The sequence below is a fragment of the Pantoea sp. SORGH_AS_0659 genome (assembly GCF_031453915.1).
Classification (GTDB): Bacteria; Pseudomonadota; Gammaproteobacteria; order Enterobacterales; family Enterobacteriaceae; genus Pantoea; species Pantoea leporis.
Map to the genome: position 1 here is coordinate 171,123 of NZ_JAVJAK010000001.1, position 16,464 is coordinate 187,586.

A 16,464-nucleotide genomic window follows, 5' to 3' on the forward strand; every position below is an offset into this window, starting at 1 on the left:
TATTTTGCAAGGGCGGCTTCGGGCCGCCTTTTCTATAACAGATTCAGGAGTAATGCAGATGGCACTTTGGGGCGGACGTTTTTCGCAGGCAGCAGACCAACGGTTCAAACAGTTCAACGACTCGCTGCGTTTTGACTATCGCCTGGCCGAGCAGGACATTACCGGCTCGATTGCCTGGTCAAAAGCGCTGGTGACGGTCAACGTGCTGACCAATGAAGAGCAGCAACAGCTGGAAAGCGCGTTGAATGAACTGCTGGCTGAGGTACGCGCCAATCCTGAGCAGATTCTGCAAAGCGATGCGGAAGATATTCACAGCTGGGTGGAAGGCAAGCTGATCGACAAAGTCGGCGCGCTGGGCAAGAAATTGCACACCGGCCGTAGCCGTAACGATCAGGTCGCGACCGATCTGAAACTGTGGTGCAAAGAGCAGGTTGCCGTGCTGCTGGAGGCGACGCGTGAGCTGCAATCGGCGCTGGTCGCCACGGCACAAGCCAATCAGGACGCGGTGATGCCGGGTTACACGCACCTGCAGCGTGCGCAACCGGTGACGTTCGCGCATTGGTGCCTGGCGTACGTTGAGATGCTGGCGCGTGACGAGAGCCGTCTGCAGGATGCACTGAAGCGTATGGATGTCAGTCCGCTGGGTTGCGGCGCGCTGGCGGGTACCGCCTACGAGATCGATCGTCAGCAGCTGGCCGGCTGGTTAGGTTTTGCCTCTGCCACGCGTAACAGCCTCGATACCGTTTCCGATCGTGATCACGTGCTCGAGCTGCTGTCAGACGCCTCGATTGGCATGGTGCATCTGTCGCGCTTTGCTGAAGACCTGATCTTCTTCAACACCGGTGAAGCGGGCTTCCTTGAGCTGTCGGATAAAGTCACTTCCGGATCGTCGTTGATGCCGCAGAAGAAAAACCCGGATGCGCTGGAGCTGATCCGTGGCAAATGTGGCCGTGTGCAAGGTGCGCTGACCGGCATGATGATGACGCTGAAAGGCCTGCCGCTGGCGTACAACAAAGATATGCAGGAAGACAAAGAAGGGCTGTTCGATGCGCTGGATACCTGGCTCGACTGCCTGCATATGTCGGTGCTGGTGCTGGACGGCATTCAGGTAAAACGTCCGCGTTGCCAGGAAGCCGCTGAGCAGGGCTACGCCAACTCGACCGAGCTGGCCGATTATCTGGTGGCAAAAGGCGTTCCGTTCCGCGAAGCCCACCACATTGTGGGTGAAACCGTGGTGGAAGCGATCAAGCAAGGCGTGGCGCTGGAAGCGCTCACTCTGGCGCAGTTGAAGCAGTTCAGCGCGGTGATTGAGGATGACGTGTATCCAATTCTGTCGCTGCAATCCTGCCTGGATAAGCGTAATGCGCAAGGTGGTGTCGCTCCTCAACAGGTCGCCTTCGCCATCAGCGAAGCGCAGAAGCGCTTGGGTTAAAAGCTATGCGCATTAGATTGCGCCGCTGCGGTATACGCATGAATGCGTAGCGGCGCGATTTATCGCGCTCTGTTGATATCCAGCAGGCGAGCGACAAGCAAAAAAAAGCGGGCACCTTTTCGGTAGCCCGCCAACCTCTAGCTTCGGAATTACATTTTGTTATAGGCACATCATCAAGGGCAGGCCACTCCCGGCCAGCACAGTGATTGGTTTTAAGCAGTTTGCAGGTTCTGCTCCAGATCATTTGATGCGCGCATTATTCCCGCTCACGCCTTGATAGGGCCAATCGTTCATTGCTATTCTATCTATCGCCACGGGCTATCGTGGTTTGGAGGATTTCAATGAATATTCGTGATCTCGAATACCTGGTTTCACTTGCGGAGCATCGCCATTTCCGGCGTGCAGCTGACGCATGTCATGTCAGCCAACCTACCTTAAGTGGACAGATTCGTAAGCTGGAAGATGAACTTGGCGTGATGCTGCTGGAGCGAACCAGCCGTAAGGTGTTGTTTACTCAGGCTGGACTGTTGCTGGTGGATCAAGCGCGAACCGTGCTGCGCGAAGTGAAAGTGCTGAAGGAGATGGCGAGCCAGCAAGGCGAAGCGATGTCTGGACCGCTGCACATTGGTTTGATTCCAACCACCGGGCCGTATCTGCTGCCGCACATCATTCCGATGCTGCACAAAACCTTCCCCAAACTCGAAATGTACCTGCATGAAGCGCAGACGCAGCAACTGCTGGCACAGCTCGACAGCGGCAAGCTGGATTGCGCCATCGTGGCATTGGTGAAAGAGAGTGAAGCCTTTATTGAAGTGCCGCTGTTTGATGAGCCAATGACGCTGGCGGTGTATGCCGATCATCCGTGGCGCGATCGCGATCGCGTGCCGATGTCGGATCTGGCCGGTGAGAAATTACTGATGCTGGAAGATGGGCACTGCCTGCGCGATCAGGCGATGGGCTTCTGCTTCGAAGCCGGGGCCGATGAAGATACGCATTTCCGCGCCACCAGTCTGGAAACGCTGCGCAACATGGTTGCCGCCGGTAGCGGCATTACCTTGTTACCTGCGCTGTCCGTGCCGAATGAACGCGAACGTGATGGCGTCTGCTATTTACCGTGCTACAAGCCGGTGCCGCAGCGCACCATCGCGTTGGTCTATCGTCCAGGATCGCCTCTGCGCAGCCGCTATGAGCAGTTGGCAGAAGCAATCAAAACCCACATGAAGGGTTATCTGGATACCTCGTTAAAACAGGCGGTTTAAGCCGTTTAACGCTGCCACGCGATAGGCTTCGGCCATGGTGGGATAGTTGAAGGTGGTATTCACGAAGTACTCGATCGTGTTGCCGCCGTTCTTCTGTTCCATGATGGCCTGGCCGATGTGAATGATCTCCGCAGCACGCTCGCCAAAGCAGTGAATCCCTAAAATCTCTTTGGTTTCGCGGTGGAACAGAATCTTCAGGCTGCCGACGTGCATGCCAACAATCTGCGCACGCGCCAGATGTTTAAACTGCGCACGACCCACTTCATACGGCACTTTCATCGCCGTCAGCTGCTGTTCGGTTTTACCCACTGAGCTGATCTCCGGAATGGTGTAAATCCCGGTTGGAATATCTTCGATCAGATGCGCGGTGGCTTCACCTTTGATGATCGCCTGCGCGGCAATGCGGCCCTGATCGTAAGCAGCAGAAGCCAGGCTTGGATAACCAATCACGTCGCCAACCGCGTAAATATGCGGCAGCGCAGTTTGATACATGCTGTTCACCTTCAGCAGGCCACGACCATCCGCTTCCAGTCCGACGTTTTCCAGCGCCAGTGAATCGGTGTTACCGGTTCGACCGTTTGCGTACAGCAGGCAATCGGCTTTCACTTTCTTGCCCGATTTAAGGTGAATTATCACCCCGTCATCAACGCCTTCAATCTTCTCGAACTCTTCGTTGTGACGAATCACCACGCCGCTGTTCCAGAAGTGATAGGAGAGGGAATCTGACATCTCTTGATCGAGGAATGCCAGCAGACGGTCGCGGGTGTTGATCAGGTCAACCTTGACGTTCAGGCCGCGGAAAATCGAGGCATATTCACAGCCAATTACGCCGGCGCCATAAATGATGACGTGGCCAGGTTCATGATGCAGGTTGAGGATGGAGTCGGAATCGTAAACGCGCGGATGGGTGAAATCGACATCCGCGGGATGATACGGGCGAGAACCGCAGGCGATCACGAATTTCGCCGCGGTTAATCGCTCGCGGGTGCCGTCGGGTTGTTCCACTTCGATGGTGTTGGCATCAACAAATCGGGCATCGCCCTGATAAAGTTCACAGCGGTTGCGCTCGTAGAAGCCCTGACGCATCGCGGTTTGCTGACTGATCACGTTCTCGGTGTGGTTGAGAATGTCGGCGAATGAGGAGCGCAGGAGGCGAGTGTGATCGCTGTAAAGTGGGTTTTGATTGAACTCGATGATACGGCTAACAGCGTGACGCAGGGCTTTGGAAGGGATGGTTCCCCAGTGTGTACAACCGCCGCCGATGTTGTGGTAGCGTTCGATCACTGCAATACGCGCTCCCTGCTTCACCAGCCCCATCGCCGCACCTTCGCCGCCCGGACCGGAGCCAATCACAATGGCATCGTAATCGTAAGACTTTTGCATACCAGTACGTCCTATTTTTTTATCACATTTTTACAACGAGATTCTAACATCTCGCCGCGCACATCTGAATTCTAACAGCGTAAATTGCTGAAGTTTGACAAAGCGTGAGGTTCACAGGCGTTCACAAAGTTTGCACCGCTGTACGCTGAAAAGTTTGTTATAGTGCCTGCCAAATCACCTAAAAGGCCGGGAAAATGGGCGTCAGAGCGCTACAAAAAGAACGTACACGACGTTCACTGATTGAGGCTGCCTTCAGTCAGTTAAGTGCAGAAAGGAGTTTTGCCAGCCTGAGTCTGCGCGAAGTTGCACGCGAAGCGGGGATTGCGCCGACCTCATTTTATCGTCACTTCCGCGATGTCGATGAGCTGGGCCTGACCATGGTCGACGAAAGTGGCTTGATGCTGCGCCAGTTAATGCGTCAGGCGCGCCAGCGTATTGCCAAGGGCGGCAGCATTATCAAAACCTCGGTGGCAACTTTTATGGAGTTCATCGGGAACAATCCCAATGCTTTTCGGCTCTTACTACGCGAGCGCTCCGGAACCTCGGCGGCCTTTCGTGCCGCAGTCGCGCGTGAGATTCAGCACTTCATCGCCGAACTGGCCGATTATCTTGAATTAGAAAATCGCATGCCGCGCAGCTTCACCGAAGCGCAGGCCGAAGCCATGGTGACGATTGTGTTTAGCGCGGGTGCCGAAGCGCTGGACGTTGATATTGAGCAGCGCCGTAAGCTTGAGGATCGATTAGTGCTGCAGCTGCGCATGATCGCCAAAGGCGCTTATTACTGGTATCGCCGGGAGCAAGAGCGTCTGGCGGTTACCCTGGAAAAACCCGAAGAGTAATGTGATAAGGATAATGAAATGATTGAGCAAAACCCACGCGATAAAGGAACGCTTTTATTGGCTTTTATCACCGGTTTAGCGATCAACGGCTCCTTTTCGGTGCTGTTCAGCACGTTTGTTCCCTTTTCGATATTCCCGCTGATTGCGCTTGGCCTCGCGGCCTGGTGTTTGCATCAGCGTTATCTCAACCGCAATATGCCAGACGGCATGCCTTCACTGGCGGCGGCGTTCTTCCTGCTGGGTATTTTGGTTTATAGCGCGCTGGTGCGGGCTGAATATCCGGATATCGGCTCTAACTTCATCCCGACCATTCTGATGGTGGCGCTGGTGTTCTGGATTGGTATGCGTTTTCGCCGCGCGAAGAGCAAGCAGTGAAAAAACGGGAACCTTGGGGTTCCCGTTGTTGTTTAGGCCTTGCGCGTCAGCAGCACGCCGCATTCCATATGATGGGTATACGGGAACTGATCGAACAGCGCCAGACGCGTGACATCATGCGTTTCTCCCAGCACCGCGAGGTTGTCGCACAGCGTTTGCGGGTTGCAGGAGATATAAAGGATGCGCGGATAGGCCTGCACCATCTTCACAGTTTCCTCATCCAGCCCGCTACGTGGCGGATCAACAAAAATGGTTTCGCATTGATAGCTCTTCAGGTCGATGCCTTCTAAACGATTGAAGCTGCGAACGCCCGTCATCGCCTGGGTAAACTCTTCAGCGGCCATACGAATAATCTGCACATTATCAATATGGTTGGCGGCAATGTTGTATTGCGCGGACGCGACCGACGGCTTGGCAATCTCCGTGGCCAACACGCTGCGGAAGTTACGCGCCAGCGCCAGCGAGAAGTTGCCGTTACCGCAATAGAGTTCCAGCAGATCGCCTTGCGAATCCTGCGTGACGTCCAGCGCCCACTCCAGCATCTGAATATTCATCGCCGCGTTTGGCTGGGTGAAGCTGTTTTCCACCTGACGATAAATCATCTCTTTCCCCGCGACCGGCAGGCGCTCATCCACGTAATCGCGATCGAGGCAGATTTTGGTTTTGGTGGCGCGGCCAATCAGCTGCACGTCAAAGCCTTCAGCACGCAGGCTGTCGCGCAGGGCGCTGGCGGCGGCGGTCCACTCCTCTTCCAGCTTGCGGTGATAGAGCAGCGAGATAACAATCTGGTTGCTCATCGTCGACAGGTAATCGATCTGGAACAGTTTGAAACGCAGCGCGCGGTTGTCGCGGATCGCCGCGATCAGTTTTGGCATCAGCTGGTTGATCAATTCACTGGCCGCCGGGAATTGATCGACGCGGATACGTTGCTTGGTCTGTTGATCAAAGATGATGTGGTAGAGATCGTCTCCGTCGTGCCAGATGCGGAATTCGGCACGCATCCGATAGTGGCTGACCGGCGAACGGAACACCTCCACGTCGGGCGCGGCAAAGGGCATCATCATCGCCTGTAAGCGGCTGACTTTTTCCGCCAGTTGCGCGTCGTATTGTTCAATCGGGAGCTGTTCGGGTGTCATCTTTAATCCTGGTAATAAGCTGGCTTGCCGGGCGATTGTAGGCATTCAACTGCTGATGTCCAGCCCTGCGGAAAACAAGATGGCTGGAAGTCTGGATTTCCGGCCTTCCTGGCCGTAGACTGCGCCTGCCGGCCTCCTTGAGTTAAAAGGGAATCCAGTGTGAATCTGGAGCTGACGCGCAGCGGTAAAGAATGTCGTGGTGATGGCAATTACAAACACTGTCCTGCCGGATGGGAAGTTTTTTCACCATTTATGATTCTCAGCCCGAAGACCTGCCGGTGTGACGTCGCAATACATACGACCATCGCGAGCTATTGGTTGTAGTCGTGCGGCATCCTGCTTCGTCTTTTGGATGCTATAACAATGAAAAAAACACATGCTTCGCTGTTTGCCTTCAGTGCAACGGCGTTGTCTCTCTGGGCGCAATTTGGCTACGCGCAGCAGAATGATGATACGCAAATCGTTACCGCTAACCGCTTCGCGCAGCCGGTCTCGTCGGTGCTGGCTTCGACTTCTGTCGTCACCCGTGACGAGATCGATCAGTGGCAATCCAAGAACCTACTGGAAGTGTTACGCCGCTTGCCGGGCGTGGATATCGCGCAAAGCGGCGGCATTGGGCAAAGCGCTTCTATGTATGTACGTGGTTCGGAAGCGCGCCATACGCTAATTCTGGTTGACGGTGTGCCGTTCTCTAAGCCTGGCATTACCGGCGTTGCTGACTTCAACCAAATCCCTGTTTCCATCATCCAGCGCGTTGAGTTCATTCGCGGCCCGCGCTCTGCCGTTTACGGCGCAGATGCGATTGGCGGCGTGGTGAATGTCATTACGCAAAACCCGAATAATCAAAACTCGCTGACGGCTGGCTTTGGTTCGAAGGGCTATCAGGAATACAGCGGCGGCATCAATCAAAATGTCACGGACCAGACGCGCGTAACGGTGGCGGGCTCTTATCAGGCCACCAACGGCTACAACGTTCAGCCGGGCTCAACGTCTCCGATCGATCGCGATCGTGATGGCTGGCGCAATAAGGCGTTCTGGGCTGGCGTTGACCACAAGTTTAACGAGGCGTTTTCTGGCTTCTTCCGGGGTTACGGTTACGCCGCGAACTCAGATTACGATGCGGGTTATGTCGGTGGTCAGGATGAGCAACAGATCTATAATCACTCGTTTGATACCGGTCTGCGCTTTAATAAAGAGGAATACTCCTCGCAGCTGACCGCCAGTTATCAAAAGTACAAAATCTATAACTACGTTGGGTCTGACGGCCGCTATGCAGATTCCAATAGCCTGGATGACATGGAGCAGCGCAACCTGCAATGGGGTAACACCTTTGCGGTGGGGCATGGCATGGTCAGCGCTGGTCTGGATTGGCAGCAGCAGAAACTGAGTTCGATTGGACAACTCTATTCTGGCGCACCGCGTGATAAAGATGTTTACAAGCAAGACAACACCGGTGCTTACCTGACGGCTCAGCAGCAGTTTGGCAATGTTACGCTTGAAGGTTCGGCGCGTGGCGATGATAACCAGGACTTTGGCCGTCATGGCACCTGGCAAACGGCTGCGGGTTGGGAGTTTGTGCCGGGTTACAAGGCATCACTCTCTTACGGCACGGGTTTCCAGGCGCCGACGTTAGGCCAGCTATATGGTCTGAAGCGCTTTGGTATTAGCTCTAATCCCGATCTGAATCCTGAGAAATCAAAACAGTGGGAAGCCGCGCTGGAAGGTTTAACCGGTCCGGTTAATTGGCGTGTTGCGGCGTATCACAATAAAGTCAGTAATCTCATTACCTATGCTTCTGATCCTGTGACTTTTGAGGGCGGCTATTACAATGAAAAAGCCGTTACGCTGAAAGGTATTGAAGCCACCGCTGATTTTGATACCCGCTTCCTTCATCACCAGATCACCTTGGGTTATCTGGATGCGCGTCGTGATTCAGATGGTGAAACGCTGGCGCGTCGTGCGCGTGAGCAGGCCAAATATCAGCTGGGTATGACGGTGTATGACTTTGATATTGATGTCATCTACCAGTACTTCGGTAAGCGCTACGATAACAACACCAGCGAATATGCCAGCGAGCAGCGTCGTTTATCGAGTTACAGCACGGTAGATCTCGCGGTCTCGTATCCGGTCACATCACAGCTCACCGTTCGTGGTAGAATTGCCAACTTGTTCGATAAAGATTATGAGACAGCGTATGGCTATCCAACTCCAGGAACGGAGTACTACCTCAGCGCCAGCTACAGCTTCTGATCTGCGTCCCACCGTGCTGGTGTTTGACTCCGGCGTGGGTGGGCTCTCCGTTTATGATGAGGTCCGGCATTTACTGCCGGATCTTCACTATCTCTACGCCTTTGATAATGAAGGGTTCCCGTACGGCGAAAAATCCGAAGACTTTATTGTCGAGCGCGTGGTGGCGATGGTGACGGCTATCACTCAGCGTTTCCCGCTTGCGTTGGTGATCATTGCTTGTAACTCGGCCAGCACCCTCTCTTTGCCGGCTCTGCGTGAACGTTTCGAATTCCCGGTTGTGGGTGTGGTGCCTGCGATTAAACCTGCTGCGCGCCTGACGCGTAACGGCGTAGTGGGATTGCTGGCCACGCGCGGCACGGTGAAACGTCCTTATACCCATGAGTTAGTGGCGCAATTTGCCCGCGACTGCAAAATCGAAATGCTTGGCTCTGCTGAGCTGGTGGAGCTGGCGGAAGCCAAGCTGCATGGCGAAGATGTTGAGCTCGCTGATGTACGCCGTGCTGTGCAACCCTGGCTACGGATGAAAGAGCCACCTGATACCGTGGTTCTCGGATGTACGCATTTCCCTTTACTACGTGATGAGCTGCAACTGGTGCTGCCGGAAGGGACAAGGTTGGTGGATTCGGGCGCGGCGATTGCGCGTCGTACCGTTTGGTTATTAGAGCATGAAGCACCGCAGGCGGTTTCATCCGGTCAGAATTTAGCGTTCTGTACGCGTATAGATGATGAAGTGACGAAATTGTCACCGATTTTGCAGCGTTATGGCTTCCCGTTGCTGGAAAAATTAGCAGTTTAGTGGCGTTTCGACGAAAAAATCAGCACTCGGAAATTAATTTGAAATTAGCGCTTGTCAGCTCCGAAGAAATCCCTATACTGCGCCTCCACTGACACGGAACAACGGCTTACGAAGCGAAGTGTTCAGGAGGTGGTCTTCAAGGCAACCTTCAGAAAAGCAAAAATAAATGCTTGACTGAGAATGCGGAAAGCGTAATATACGCATCCCGCGCCGCTAGAGAAATCGCGGCATGCTCTTTAACAATTTATCAGACAATCTGTGTGGGCACTCGCAGGATTGATATCCGCGTCTCCGGACGCAAAAAAATATCAAAGCCTCACGAGTGAACACATAATGAAATTCATTATGACGTTTTACAGATGAGCATCGCTGAACTGGTTTCAGCAAATCAAACTTAAATTGAAGAGTTTGATCATGGCTCAGATTGAACGCTGGCGGCAGGCCTAACACATGCAAGTCGAACGGTAGCACAGAGAGCTTGCTCTCGGGTGACGAGTGGCGGACGGGTGAGTAATGTCTGGGAAACTGCCCGATGGAGGGGGATAACTACTGGAAACGGTAGCTAATACCGCATAACGTCGCAAGACCAAAGTGGGGGACCTTCGGGCCTCACACCATCGGATGTGCCCAGATGGGATTAGCTAGTAGGTGGGGTAATGGCTCACCTAGGCGACGATCCCTAGCTGGTCTGAGAGGATGACCAGCCACACTGGAACTGAGACACGGTCCAGACTCCTACGGGAGGCAGCAGTGGGGAATATTGCACAATGGGCGCAAGCCTGATGCAGCCATGCCGCGTGTATGAAGAAGGCCTTCGGGTTGTAAAGTACTTTCAGCGGGGAGGAAGGCGGTGGAGTTAATAACTTCACCGATTGACGTTACCCGCAGAAGAAGCACCGGCTAACTCCGTGCCAGCAGCCGCGGTAATACGGAGGGTGCAAGCGTTAATCGGAATTACTGGGCGTAAAGCGCACGCAGGCGGTCTGTCAAGTCGGATGTGAAATCCCCGGGCTTAACCTGGGAACTGCATTCGAAACTGGCAGGCTGGAGTCTTGTAGAGGGGGGTAGAATTCCAGGTGTAGCGGTGAAATGCGTAGAGATCTGGAGGAATACCGGTGGCGAAGGCGGCCCCCTGGACAAAGACTGACGCTCAGGTGCGAAAGCGTGGGGAGCAAACAGGATTAGATACCCTGGTAGTCCACGCCGTAAACGATGTCGACTTGGAGGTTGTTCCCTTGAGGAGTGGCTTCCGGAGCTAACGCGTTAAGTCGACCGCCTGGGGAGTACGGCCGCAAGGTTAAAACTCAAATGAATTGACGGGGGCCCGCACAAGCGGTGGAGCATGTGGTTTAATTCGATGCAACGCGAAGAACCTTACCTACTCTTGACATCCAGAGAACTTAGCAGAGATGCTTTGGTGCCTTCGGGAACTCTGAGACAGGTGCTGCATGGCTGTCGTCAGCTCGTGTTGTGAAATGTTGGGTTAAGTCCCGCAACGAGCGCAACCCTTATCCTTTGTTGCCAGCGGTTCGGCCGGGAACTCAAAGGAGACTGCCAGTGATAAACTGGAGGAAGGTGGGGATGACGTCAAGTCATCATGGCCCTTACGAGTAGGGCTACACACGTGCTACAATGGCGCATACAAAGAGAAGCGACCTCGCGAGAGCAAGCGGACCTCATAAAGTGCGTCGTAGTCCGGATCGGAGTCTGCAACTCGACTCCGTGAAGTCGGAATCGCTAGTAATCGTAGATCAGAATGCTACGGTGAATACGTTCCCGGGCCTTGTACACACCGCCCGTCACACCATGGGAGTGGGTTGCAAAAGAAGTAGGTAGCTTAACCTTCGGGAGGGCGCTTACCACTTTGTGATTCATGACTGGGGTGAAGTCGTAACAAGGTAACCGTAGGGGAACCTGCGGTTGGATCACCTCCTTACCTGAAGATACTTTCCCGCGAAGTGCTCACACAGATTGTCTGATAGAAAGTAACGAGCAGAAAAAACCTCTACAGGCTTGTAGCTCAGGTGGTTAGAGCGCACCCCTGATAAGGGTGAGGTCGGTGGTTCAAGTCCACTCAGGCCTACCAAATTTCTTCTCATGCTGCGTTAAAGCGCCGCTCGTATAGTGAACTATACGTCGCGCCACTTTGCCTTGCCTGAAAAGAAATTACCGTTTGTCAAAAACGGAACTCCTGGTGAGTGGTAGTAGTGGTCTCTGCAGTAACTGTATGGGGCTATAGCTCAGCTGGGAGAGCGCCTGCCTTGCACGCAGGAGGTCAGCGGTTCGATCCCGCTTAGCTCCACCATTACAGTGACTCAAAACAATACTTCAGAGCAAACCGGAAACGGTGTGCTGCGAAGTATTATGCTCTTTAACAATCCGGAACAAGCTGAAAATTGAAACGACGTATCGTCTTCATTCTCCGTAATAAGAATGAAGCGGCGATATGTTCGAGTCTCTCAAATGCTTGCAGTCTGCGCGCGTTGCAAAACGCCTGTGGGTTGTGAGGTTAAGCGACTAAGCGTACACGGTGGATGCCCTGGCAGTCAGAGGCGATGAAGGACGTGCTAATCTGCGTAAAGCGTCGGTAAGGTGATATGAACCGCTACAGCCGACGATGTCCGAATGGGGAAACCCGGTGCACCCAGTGCATCATCGCAACATGAATACATAGTGTTGCGAGGCGAACCCGGGGAACTGAAACATCTAAGTACCCGGAGGAAAAGAAATCAACCGAGATTCCCCCAGTAGCGGCGAGCGAACGGGGAACAGCCCAGAACCTGAATCAGTTTGTGCGTTAGTGGAAGCGTCTGGAAAGTCGCACGATACCGGGTGATAGTCCCGTACACGAAAGTGCACAGATTGTGAGTTCGAAGAGTAGGGCGGGACACGTGGTATCCTGTCTGAATATGGGGGGACCATCCTCCAAGGCTAAATACTCCTGACTGACCGATAGTGAACCAGTACCGTGAGGGAAAGGCGAAAAGAACCCCGGCGAGGGGAGTGAAACAGAACCTGAAACCGTGTACGTACAAGCAGTGGGAGCCTCTTTAATGGGGTGACTGCGTACCTTTTGTATAATGGGTCAGCGACTTATATTCTGTAGCAAGGTTAACCGTATAGGGGAGCCGCAGGGAAACCGAGTCTTAACTGGGCGTTAAGTTGCAGGGTATAGACCCGAAACCCGGTGATCTAGCCATGGGCAGGTTGAAGGTTGGGTAACACTAACTGGAGGACCGAACCGACTAATGTTGAAAAATTAGCGGATGACTTGTGGCTGGGGGTGAAAGGCCAATCAAACCGGGAGATAGCTGGTTCTCCCCGAAAGCTATTTAGGTAGCGCCTCGTGAACTCATCTCCGGGGGTAGAGCACTGTTTCGGCTAGGGGGCCATCCCGGCTTACCAACCCGATGCAAACTGCGAATACCGGAGAATGTTATCACGGGAGACACACGGCGGGTGCTAACGTCCGTCGTGAAGAGGGAAACAACCCAGACCGCCAGCTAAGGTCCCAAAGTCATGGTTAAGTGGGAAACGATGTGGGAAGGCACAGACAGCCAGGATGTTGGCTTAGAAGCAGCCATCATTTAAAGAAAGCGTAATAGCTCACTGGTCGAGTCGGCCTGCGCGGAAGATGTAACGGGGCTAAACCATGCACCGAAGCTGCGGCAGCGACACTATGTGTTGTTGGGTAGGGGAGCGTTCTGTAAGCCGTTGAAGGTGTGCTGTGAGGCATGCTGGAGGTATCAGAAGTGCGAATGCTGACATAAGTAACGATAAAGCGGGTGAAAAGCCCGCTCGCCGGAAGACCAAGGGTTCCTGTTCAACGTTAATCGGAGCAGGGTGAGTCGACCCCTAAGGCGAGGCTGAAAAGCGTAGTCGATGGGAAGCAGGTTAATATTCCTGCACTTGGTGTTACTGCGAAGGGGGGACGGAGAAGGCTAGGTTATCCGGGCGACGGTTGTCCCGGTTTAAGCGTGTAGGCTGATACCTTTGGTAAATCCGGGGTATCTTAAGGCTGAGGCGTGACGACGAGCCACCACGGTGGTGAAGTAACTGATGCCCTGCTTCCAGGAAAAGCCTCTAAGCTCCAGGTAACACGAAATCGTACCCCAAACCGACACAGGTGGTCAGGTAGAGAATACCAAGGCGCTTGAGAGAACTCGGGTGAAGGAACTAGGCAAAATGGTGCCGTAACTTCGGGAGAAGGCACGCTGTCATCAGGTGAAGTCCCTCGCGGATGGAGCTGAAGGCAGTCGAAGATACCAGCTGGCTGCAACTGTTTATTAAAAACACAGCACTGTGCAAACACGAAAGTGGACGTATACGGTGTGACGCCTGCCCGGTGCCGGAAGGTTAATTGATGGGGTTATCCGCAAGGAGAAGCTCTTGATCGAAGCCCCGGTAAACGGCGGCCGTAACTATAACGGTCCTAAGGTAGCGAAATTCCTTGTCGGGTAAGTTCCGACCTGCACGAATGGCGTAATGATGGCCAGGCTGTCTCCACCCGAGACTCAGTGAAATTGAAATCGCTGTGAAGATGCAGTGTACCCGCGGCAAGACGGAAAGACCCCGTGAACCTTTACTATAGCTTGACACTGAACATTGAGCCTTGATGTGTAGGATAGGTGGGAGGCTTTGAAGCGTGGACGCCAGTCTGCGTGGAGCCAACCTTGAAATACCACCCTTTAATGTTTGATGTTCTAACGTAGGCCCGTAATCCGGGCTGCGGACAGTGTCTGGTGGGTAGTTTGACTGGGGCGGTCTCCTCCCAAAGAGTAACGGAGGAGCACGAAGGTTGGCTAATCCTGGTCGGACATCAGGAGGTTAGTGCAATGGCATAAGCCAGCTTGACTGCGAGAGTGACGGCTCGAGCAGGTGCGAAAGCAGGTCATAGTGATCCGGTGGTTCTGAATGGAAGGGCCATCGCTCAACGGATAAAAGGTACTCCGGGGATAACAGGCTGATACCGCCCAAGAGTTCATATCGACGGCGGTGTTTGGCACCTCGATGTCGGCTCATCACATCCTGGGGCTGAAGTAGGTCCCAAGGGTACGGCTGTTCGCCGTTTAAAGTGGTACGCGAGCTGGGTTTAGAACGTCGTGAGACAGTTCGGTCCCTATCTGCCGTGGGCGCTGGAGAATTGAGGGGGGTTGCTCCTAGTACGAGAGGACCGGAGTGAACGCACCACTGGTGTTCGGGTTGTCATGCCAATGGCACTGCCCGGTAGCTAAGTGCGGAAAAGATAAGTGCTGAAAGCATCTAAGCACGAAACTTGCCCCGAGATGAGTTCTCCCTGACTCCTTGAGGGTCCTGAAGGGACGTTGAAGACTACGACGTTGATAGGCCGGATGTGTAAGCGCAGCGATGCGTTGAGCTAACCGGTACTAATGACCCGTGAGGCTTAACCTTACAACGCCAGAGGCGTTTTGGTCTGAGAGACCGGATTTTCAGCTTGTTTTACCGGATAAAGAATTAGCGGAAGCGAAGATTTTACGCTGAGGCGAGGCGCCGACCGAGACGGAGCGAGGGAGCATACTGAAGTATGTGACTGAGTTACGCGAGGGAGAGCAACGCGGCATCAGTGAAAAATATTCGTTTCGTGCAGCAAGAATTTGCCTGGCGGCTTTAGCGCGGTGGTCCCACCTGACCCCATGCCGAACTCAGAAGTGAAACGCCGTAGCGCCGATGGTAGTGTGGGGCCTCCCCATGCGAGAGTAGGGAACTGCCAGGCATCAATTTAAGACCCGTTACCGGGTCGTGACCTTCCCCGTGACGCGGGAAGGGCGAAACACCTGAAATCAGAACGATTGTCTGATATCAGTACAGAATCGGTGGAGCGGTAGTTCAGTTGGTTAGAATACCTGCCTGTCACGCAGGGGGTCGCGGGTTCGAGCCCCGTCCGTTCCGCCACCCTAATTAGGGGCGTAGTTCAATTGGTAGAGCACCGGTCTCCAAAACCGGGTGTTGGGGGTTCGAGTCCCTCCGCCCCTGCCAGAAAATAATCCTTTGCTTCGGCAAAGGATTTTTTTTGTCCAAAATTCAGCAGTGAAATGAGTTTGAGTTTCACTGTGATCCACTCAAACTCCCTTATTTATTATCTTATTGTGTCAAAACCGGATATTTAAGCAGCTGACGAATGTGACTTTGCTGATCGCTATTCTGCAGCCACACCGCATATAACGGTCGCACGGCGACGGGTGTATCTGGAATAACCATCAAATCACTATAAATGCCGTGCCAAAAATCAGGTAAAAAGGCACAAGCACCGGTGGTGTGCAGTAATTCGCGTGTTAAATGTGCGGATGTGGTGGTTAATACGGGAACATCATCACTGGACAGATAACTTTCATGCTGATGAAAATCTGCGCCCCATTCCAGCTTGATATAGTCATATTTTTCACGCTTCTCGGTTTTACGCGCCCGGAACAATGCGAGCGAAATATGCCCTATTTGCTGGCTGGTTAACTCATCCATTTTTGGCGCTTCAGTTGTGATCAACAGGTCCAACTGACGTTCATGCAATTGCTTAACCAGTAAATGTCGCTGGGCGATACGTGCCTCGAGATGAAGGCTTTCTCGATTCTCATAAAGTGTTTGCAACCAAGGAGTTAAGTACGCTTCCCAAAGGGATGCGCTACCTCCTATTGAAAGCTCATGATGCTGTTGTGTATGCGAAACTTCCTTTTTGGCCATCAGCCAGGTGCTCATCAGGCTTTCGGCATAGGGTAATAAACGCTCGCCTGCTGAAGTCAGCCGGATGTTATTACGGTGACGAGTAAAAAGGTTTACGCCCAGCTGATTTTCCAGCTGACGAATGCGAAAACTAACGGCAGATTGCGTGAGGTAAAGCGCTTCAGCAGCACGCCCGAAATGGCGTGTTCTGCTCACTTCGAGGAAAGTTTTCAGTAATTCCGTATCCACTGCATTCTCCCAAAAATTGTTTGTCGTACTGATTTAAATGTTTTGTTTTACACTCTGTCAAGCCTATCTA

Annotated in this window: 9 protein-coding genes, 4 tRNA genes, 3 rRNA genes and 1 riboswitch; of the genes, 13 read left to right on the forward strand and 3 right to left on the reverse strand. The window is 53.4% G+C overall.

Annotation, left to right across the window (positions count from 1 at the left end):
* Window positions 1–58: 58 nt before the first annotated feature.
* On the forward strand, window positions 59–1,432 hold the full coding sequence (gene argH, locus Q3H59_RS00870) for an argininosuccinate lyase (protein WP_101760728.1): 1,374 nt from the start codon (window positions 59–61) through the stop codon (window positions 1,430–1,432).
* Between the two features lie 341 nt (window positions 1,433–1,773).
* A complete protein-coding gene (gene oxyR, locus Q3H59_RS00875) occupies window positions 1,774–2,691 on the forward strand; it encodes a DNA-binding transcriptional regulator OxyR (protein WP_008109652.1) in 918 nt (305 codons plus the stop codon).
* Here the strand turns inward: oxyR and sthA are convergent.
* Window positions 2,674–4,074: a Si-specific NAD(P)(+) transhydrogenase gene (gene sthA / locus Q3H59_RS00880; RefSeq protein ID WP_101760632.1), complete on the reverse strand. Its 1,401-nt coding sequence runs from the start codon at window positions 4,072–4,074 to the stop codon at window positions 2,674–2,676. The genes oxyR and sthA overlap by 18 nt on opposite strands.
* A gap of 194 nt (window positions 4,075–4,268) precedes the next feature.
* On the opposite strand from sthA, the gene fabR reads away from it, so the two are divergent.
* Window positions 4,269–4,913 carry an HTH-type transcriptional repressor FabR gene (fabR, locus tag Q3H59_RS00885; protein ID WP_008109648.1) on the forward strand — a complete coding sequence of 215 codons (645 nt, stop codon included), beginning with the start codon at window positions 4,269–4,271 and terminating at the stop codon, window positions 4,911–4,913.
* Window positions 4,914–4,931: 18 nt separating this feature from the next.
* Entirely contained in the window at window positions 4,932–5,288 is a 357-nt protein-coding gene (locus Q3H59_RS00890; protein WP_061720276.1) for a YijD family membrane protein, read from the forward strand.
* Between the two features lie 32 nt (window positions 5,289–5,320).
* Here the strand turns inward: Q3H59_RS00890 and trmA are convergent, their stop codons facing one another.
* On the reverse strand, window positions 5,321–6,424 hold the full coding sequence (gene trmA, locus Q3H59_RS00895) for a tRNA (uridine(54)-C5)-methyltransferase TrmA (protein ID WP_192415340.1): 1,104 nt from the start codon (window positions 6,422–6,424) through the stop codon (window positions 5,321–5,323).
* 112 nt (window positions 6,425–6,536) lie between these two features.
* A riboswitch (cobalamin riboswitch) is annotated at window positions 6,537–6,719 on the forward strand.
* A gap of 68 nt (window positions 6,720–6,787) precedes the next feature.
* Between trmA and btuB the strand changes: the two genes are divergently transcribed.
* From btuB to Q3H59_RS00940, 9 genes are all read left to right on the forward strand, one after another.
* Window positions 6,788–8,674, forward strand: a complete 1,887-nt coding sequence (gene btuB, locus Q3H59_RS00900) for a TonB-dependent vitamin B12 receptor BtuB (protein ID WP_309832657.1) — start codon at window positions 6,788–6,790, stop codon at window positions 8,672–8,674.
* Complete coding sequence (gene murI / locus Q3H59_RS00905) at window positions 8,619–9,470, forward strand: glutamate racemase (RefSeq protein ID WP_309832659.1); 852 nt, start codon at window positions 8,619–8,621, stop codon at window positions 9,468–9,470. The genes btuB and murI overlap by 56 nt, the downstream gene beginning before the upstream one ends.
* A 396-nt stretch (window positions 9,471–9,866) precedes the next feature.
* Window positions 9,867–11,406: ribosomal RNA gene (locus Q3H59_RS00910) — 16S ribosomal RNA — on the forward strand.
* Window positions 11,407–11,479: 73 nt separating this feature from the next.
* A tRNA-Ile gene (locus tag Q3H59_RS00915) sits at window positions 11,480–11,556 on the forward strand.
* Between the two features lie 143 nt (window positions 11,557–11,699).
* Window positions 11,700–11,775: transfer RNA gene (locus Q3H59_RS00920), tRNA-Ala, on the forward strand.
* 202 nt (window positions 11,776–11,977) lie between these two features.
* Window positions 11,978–14,882: ribosomal RNA gene (locus Q3H59_RS00925) — 23S ribosomal RNA — on the forward strand.
* A 206-nt stretch (window positions 14,883–15,088) separates the two neighbouring features.
* Window positions 15,089–15,204 (forward strand): 5S ribosomal RNA (gene rrf, locus Q3H59_RS00930).
* Together the 16S, 23S and 5S rRNA genes with 4 tRNA genes alongside form the textbook arrangement of a ribosomal RNA operon.
* Before the next feature lie 102 nt (window positions 15,205–15,306).
* Window positions 15,307–15,383, forward strand: a tRNA-Asp gene (locus tag Q3H59_RS00935).
* An 8-nt stretch (window positions 15,384–15,391) separates the two neighbouring features.
* Window positions 15,392–15,467 (forward strand) — tRNA-Trp (locus Q3H59_RS00940).
* A 105-nt stretch (window positions 15,468–15,572) separates the two neighbouring features.
* On the opposite strand, the gene hdfR is transcribed toward Q3H59_RS00940, so the two are convergent.
* Window positions 15,573–16,394: an HTH-type transcriptional regulator HdfR gene (hdfR, locus tag Q3H59_RS00945; RefSeq protein ID WP_008106614.1), complete on the reverse strand. Its 822-nt coding sequence runs from the start codon at window positions 16,392–16,394 to the stop codon at window positions 15,573–15,575.
* Window positions 16,395–16,464: the final 70 nt, after the last annotated feature.

Bases quoted from the DNA above. Each gene is read 5' to 3' on its own strand.
- argH (WP_101760728.1), top strand. From the start codon at position 59: ATGGCACTTTGGGGCGGACGTTTTTCGCAGGCAGCAGACCAACGGTTC.
- oxyR (WP_008109652.1), top strand. From the start codon at position 1,774: ATGAATATTCGTGATCTCGAATACCTGGTTTCACTTGCGGAGCATCGC.
- sthA (WP_101760632.1), bottom strand. From the start codon at position 4,074: ATGCAAAAGTCTTACGATTACGATGCCATTGTGATTGGCTCCGGTCCG.
- fabR (WP_008109648.1), top strand. From the start codon at position 4,269: ATGGGCGTCAGAGCGCTACAAAAAGAACGTACACGACGTTCACTGATT.
- Q3H59_RS00890 (WP_061720276.1), top strand. From the start codon at position 4,932: ATGATTGAGCAAAACCCACGCGATAAAGGAACGCTTTTATTGGCTTTT.
- trmA (WP_192415340.1), bottom strand. From the start codon at position 6,424: ATGACACCCGAACAGCTCCCGATTGAACAATACGACGCGCAACTGGCG.
- btuB (WP_309832657.1), top strand. From the start codon at position 6,788: ATGAAAAAAACACATGCTTCGCTGTTTGCCTTCAGTGCAACGGCGTTG.
- murI (WP_309832659.1), top strand. From the start codon at position 8,619: ATGGCTATCCAACTCCAGGAACGGAGTACTACCTCAGCGCCAGCTACA.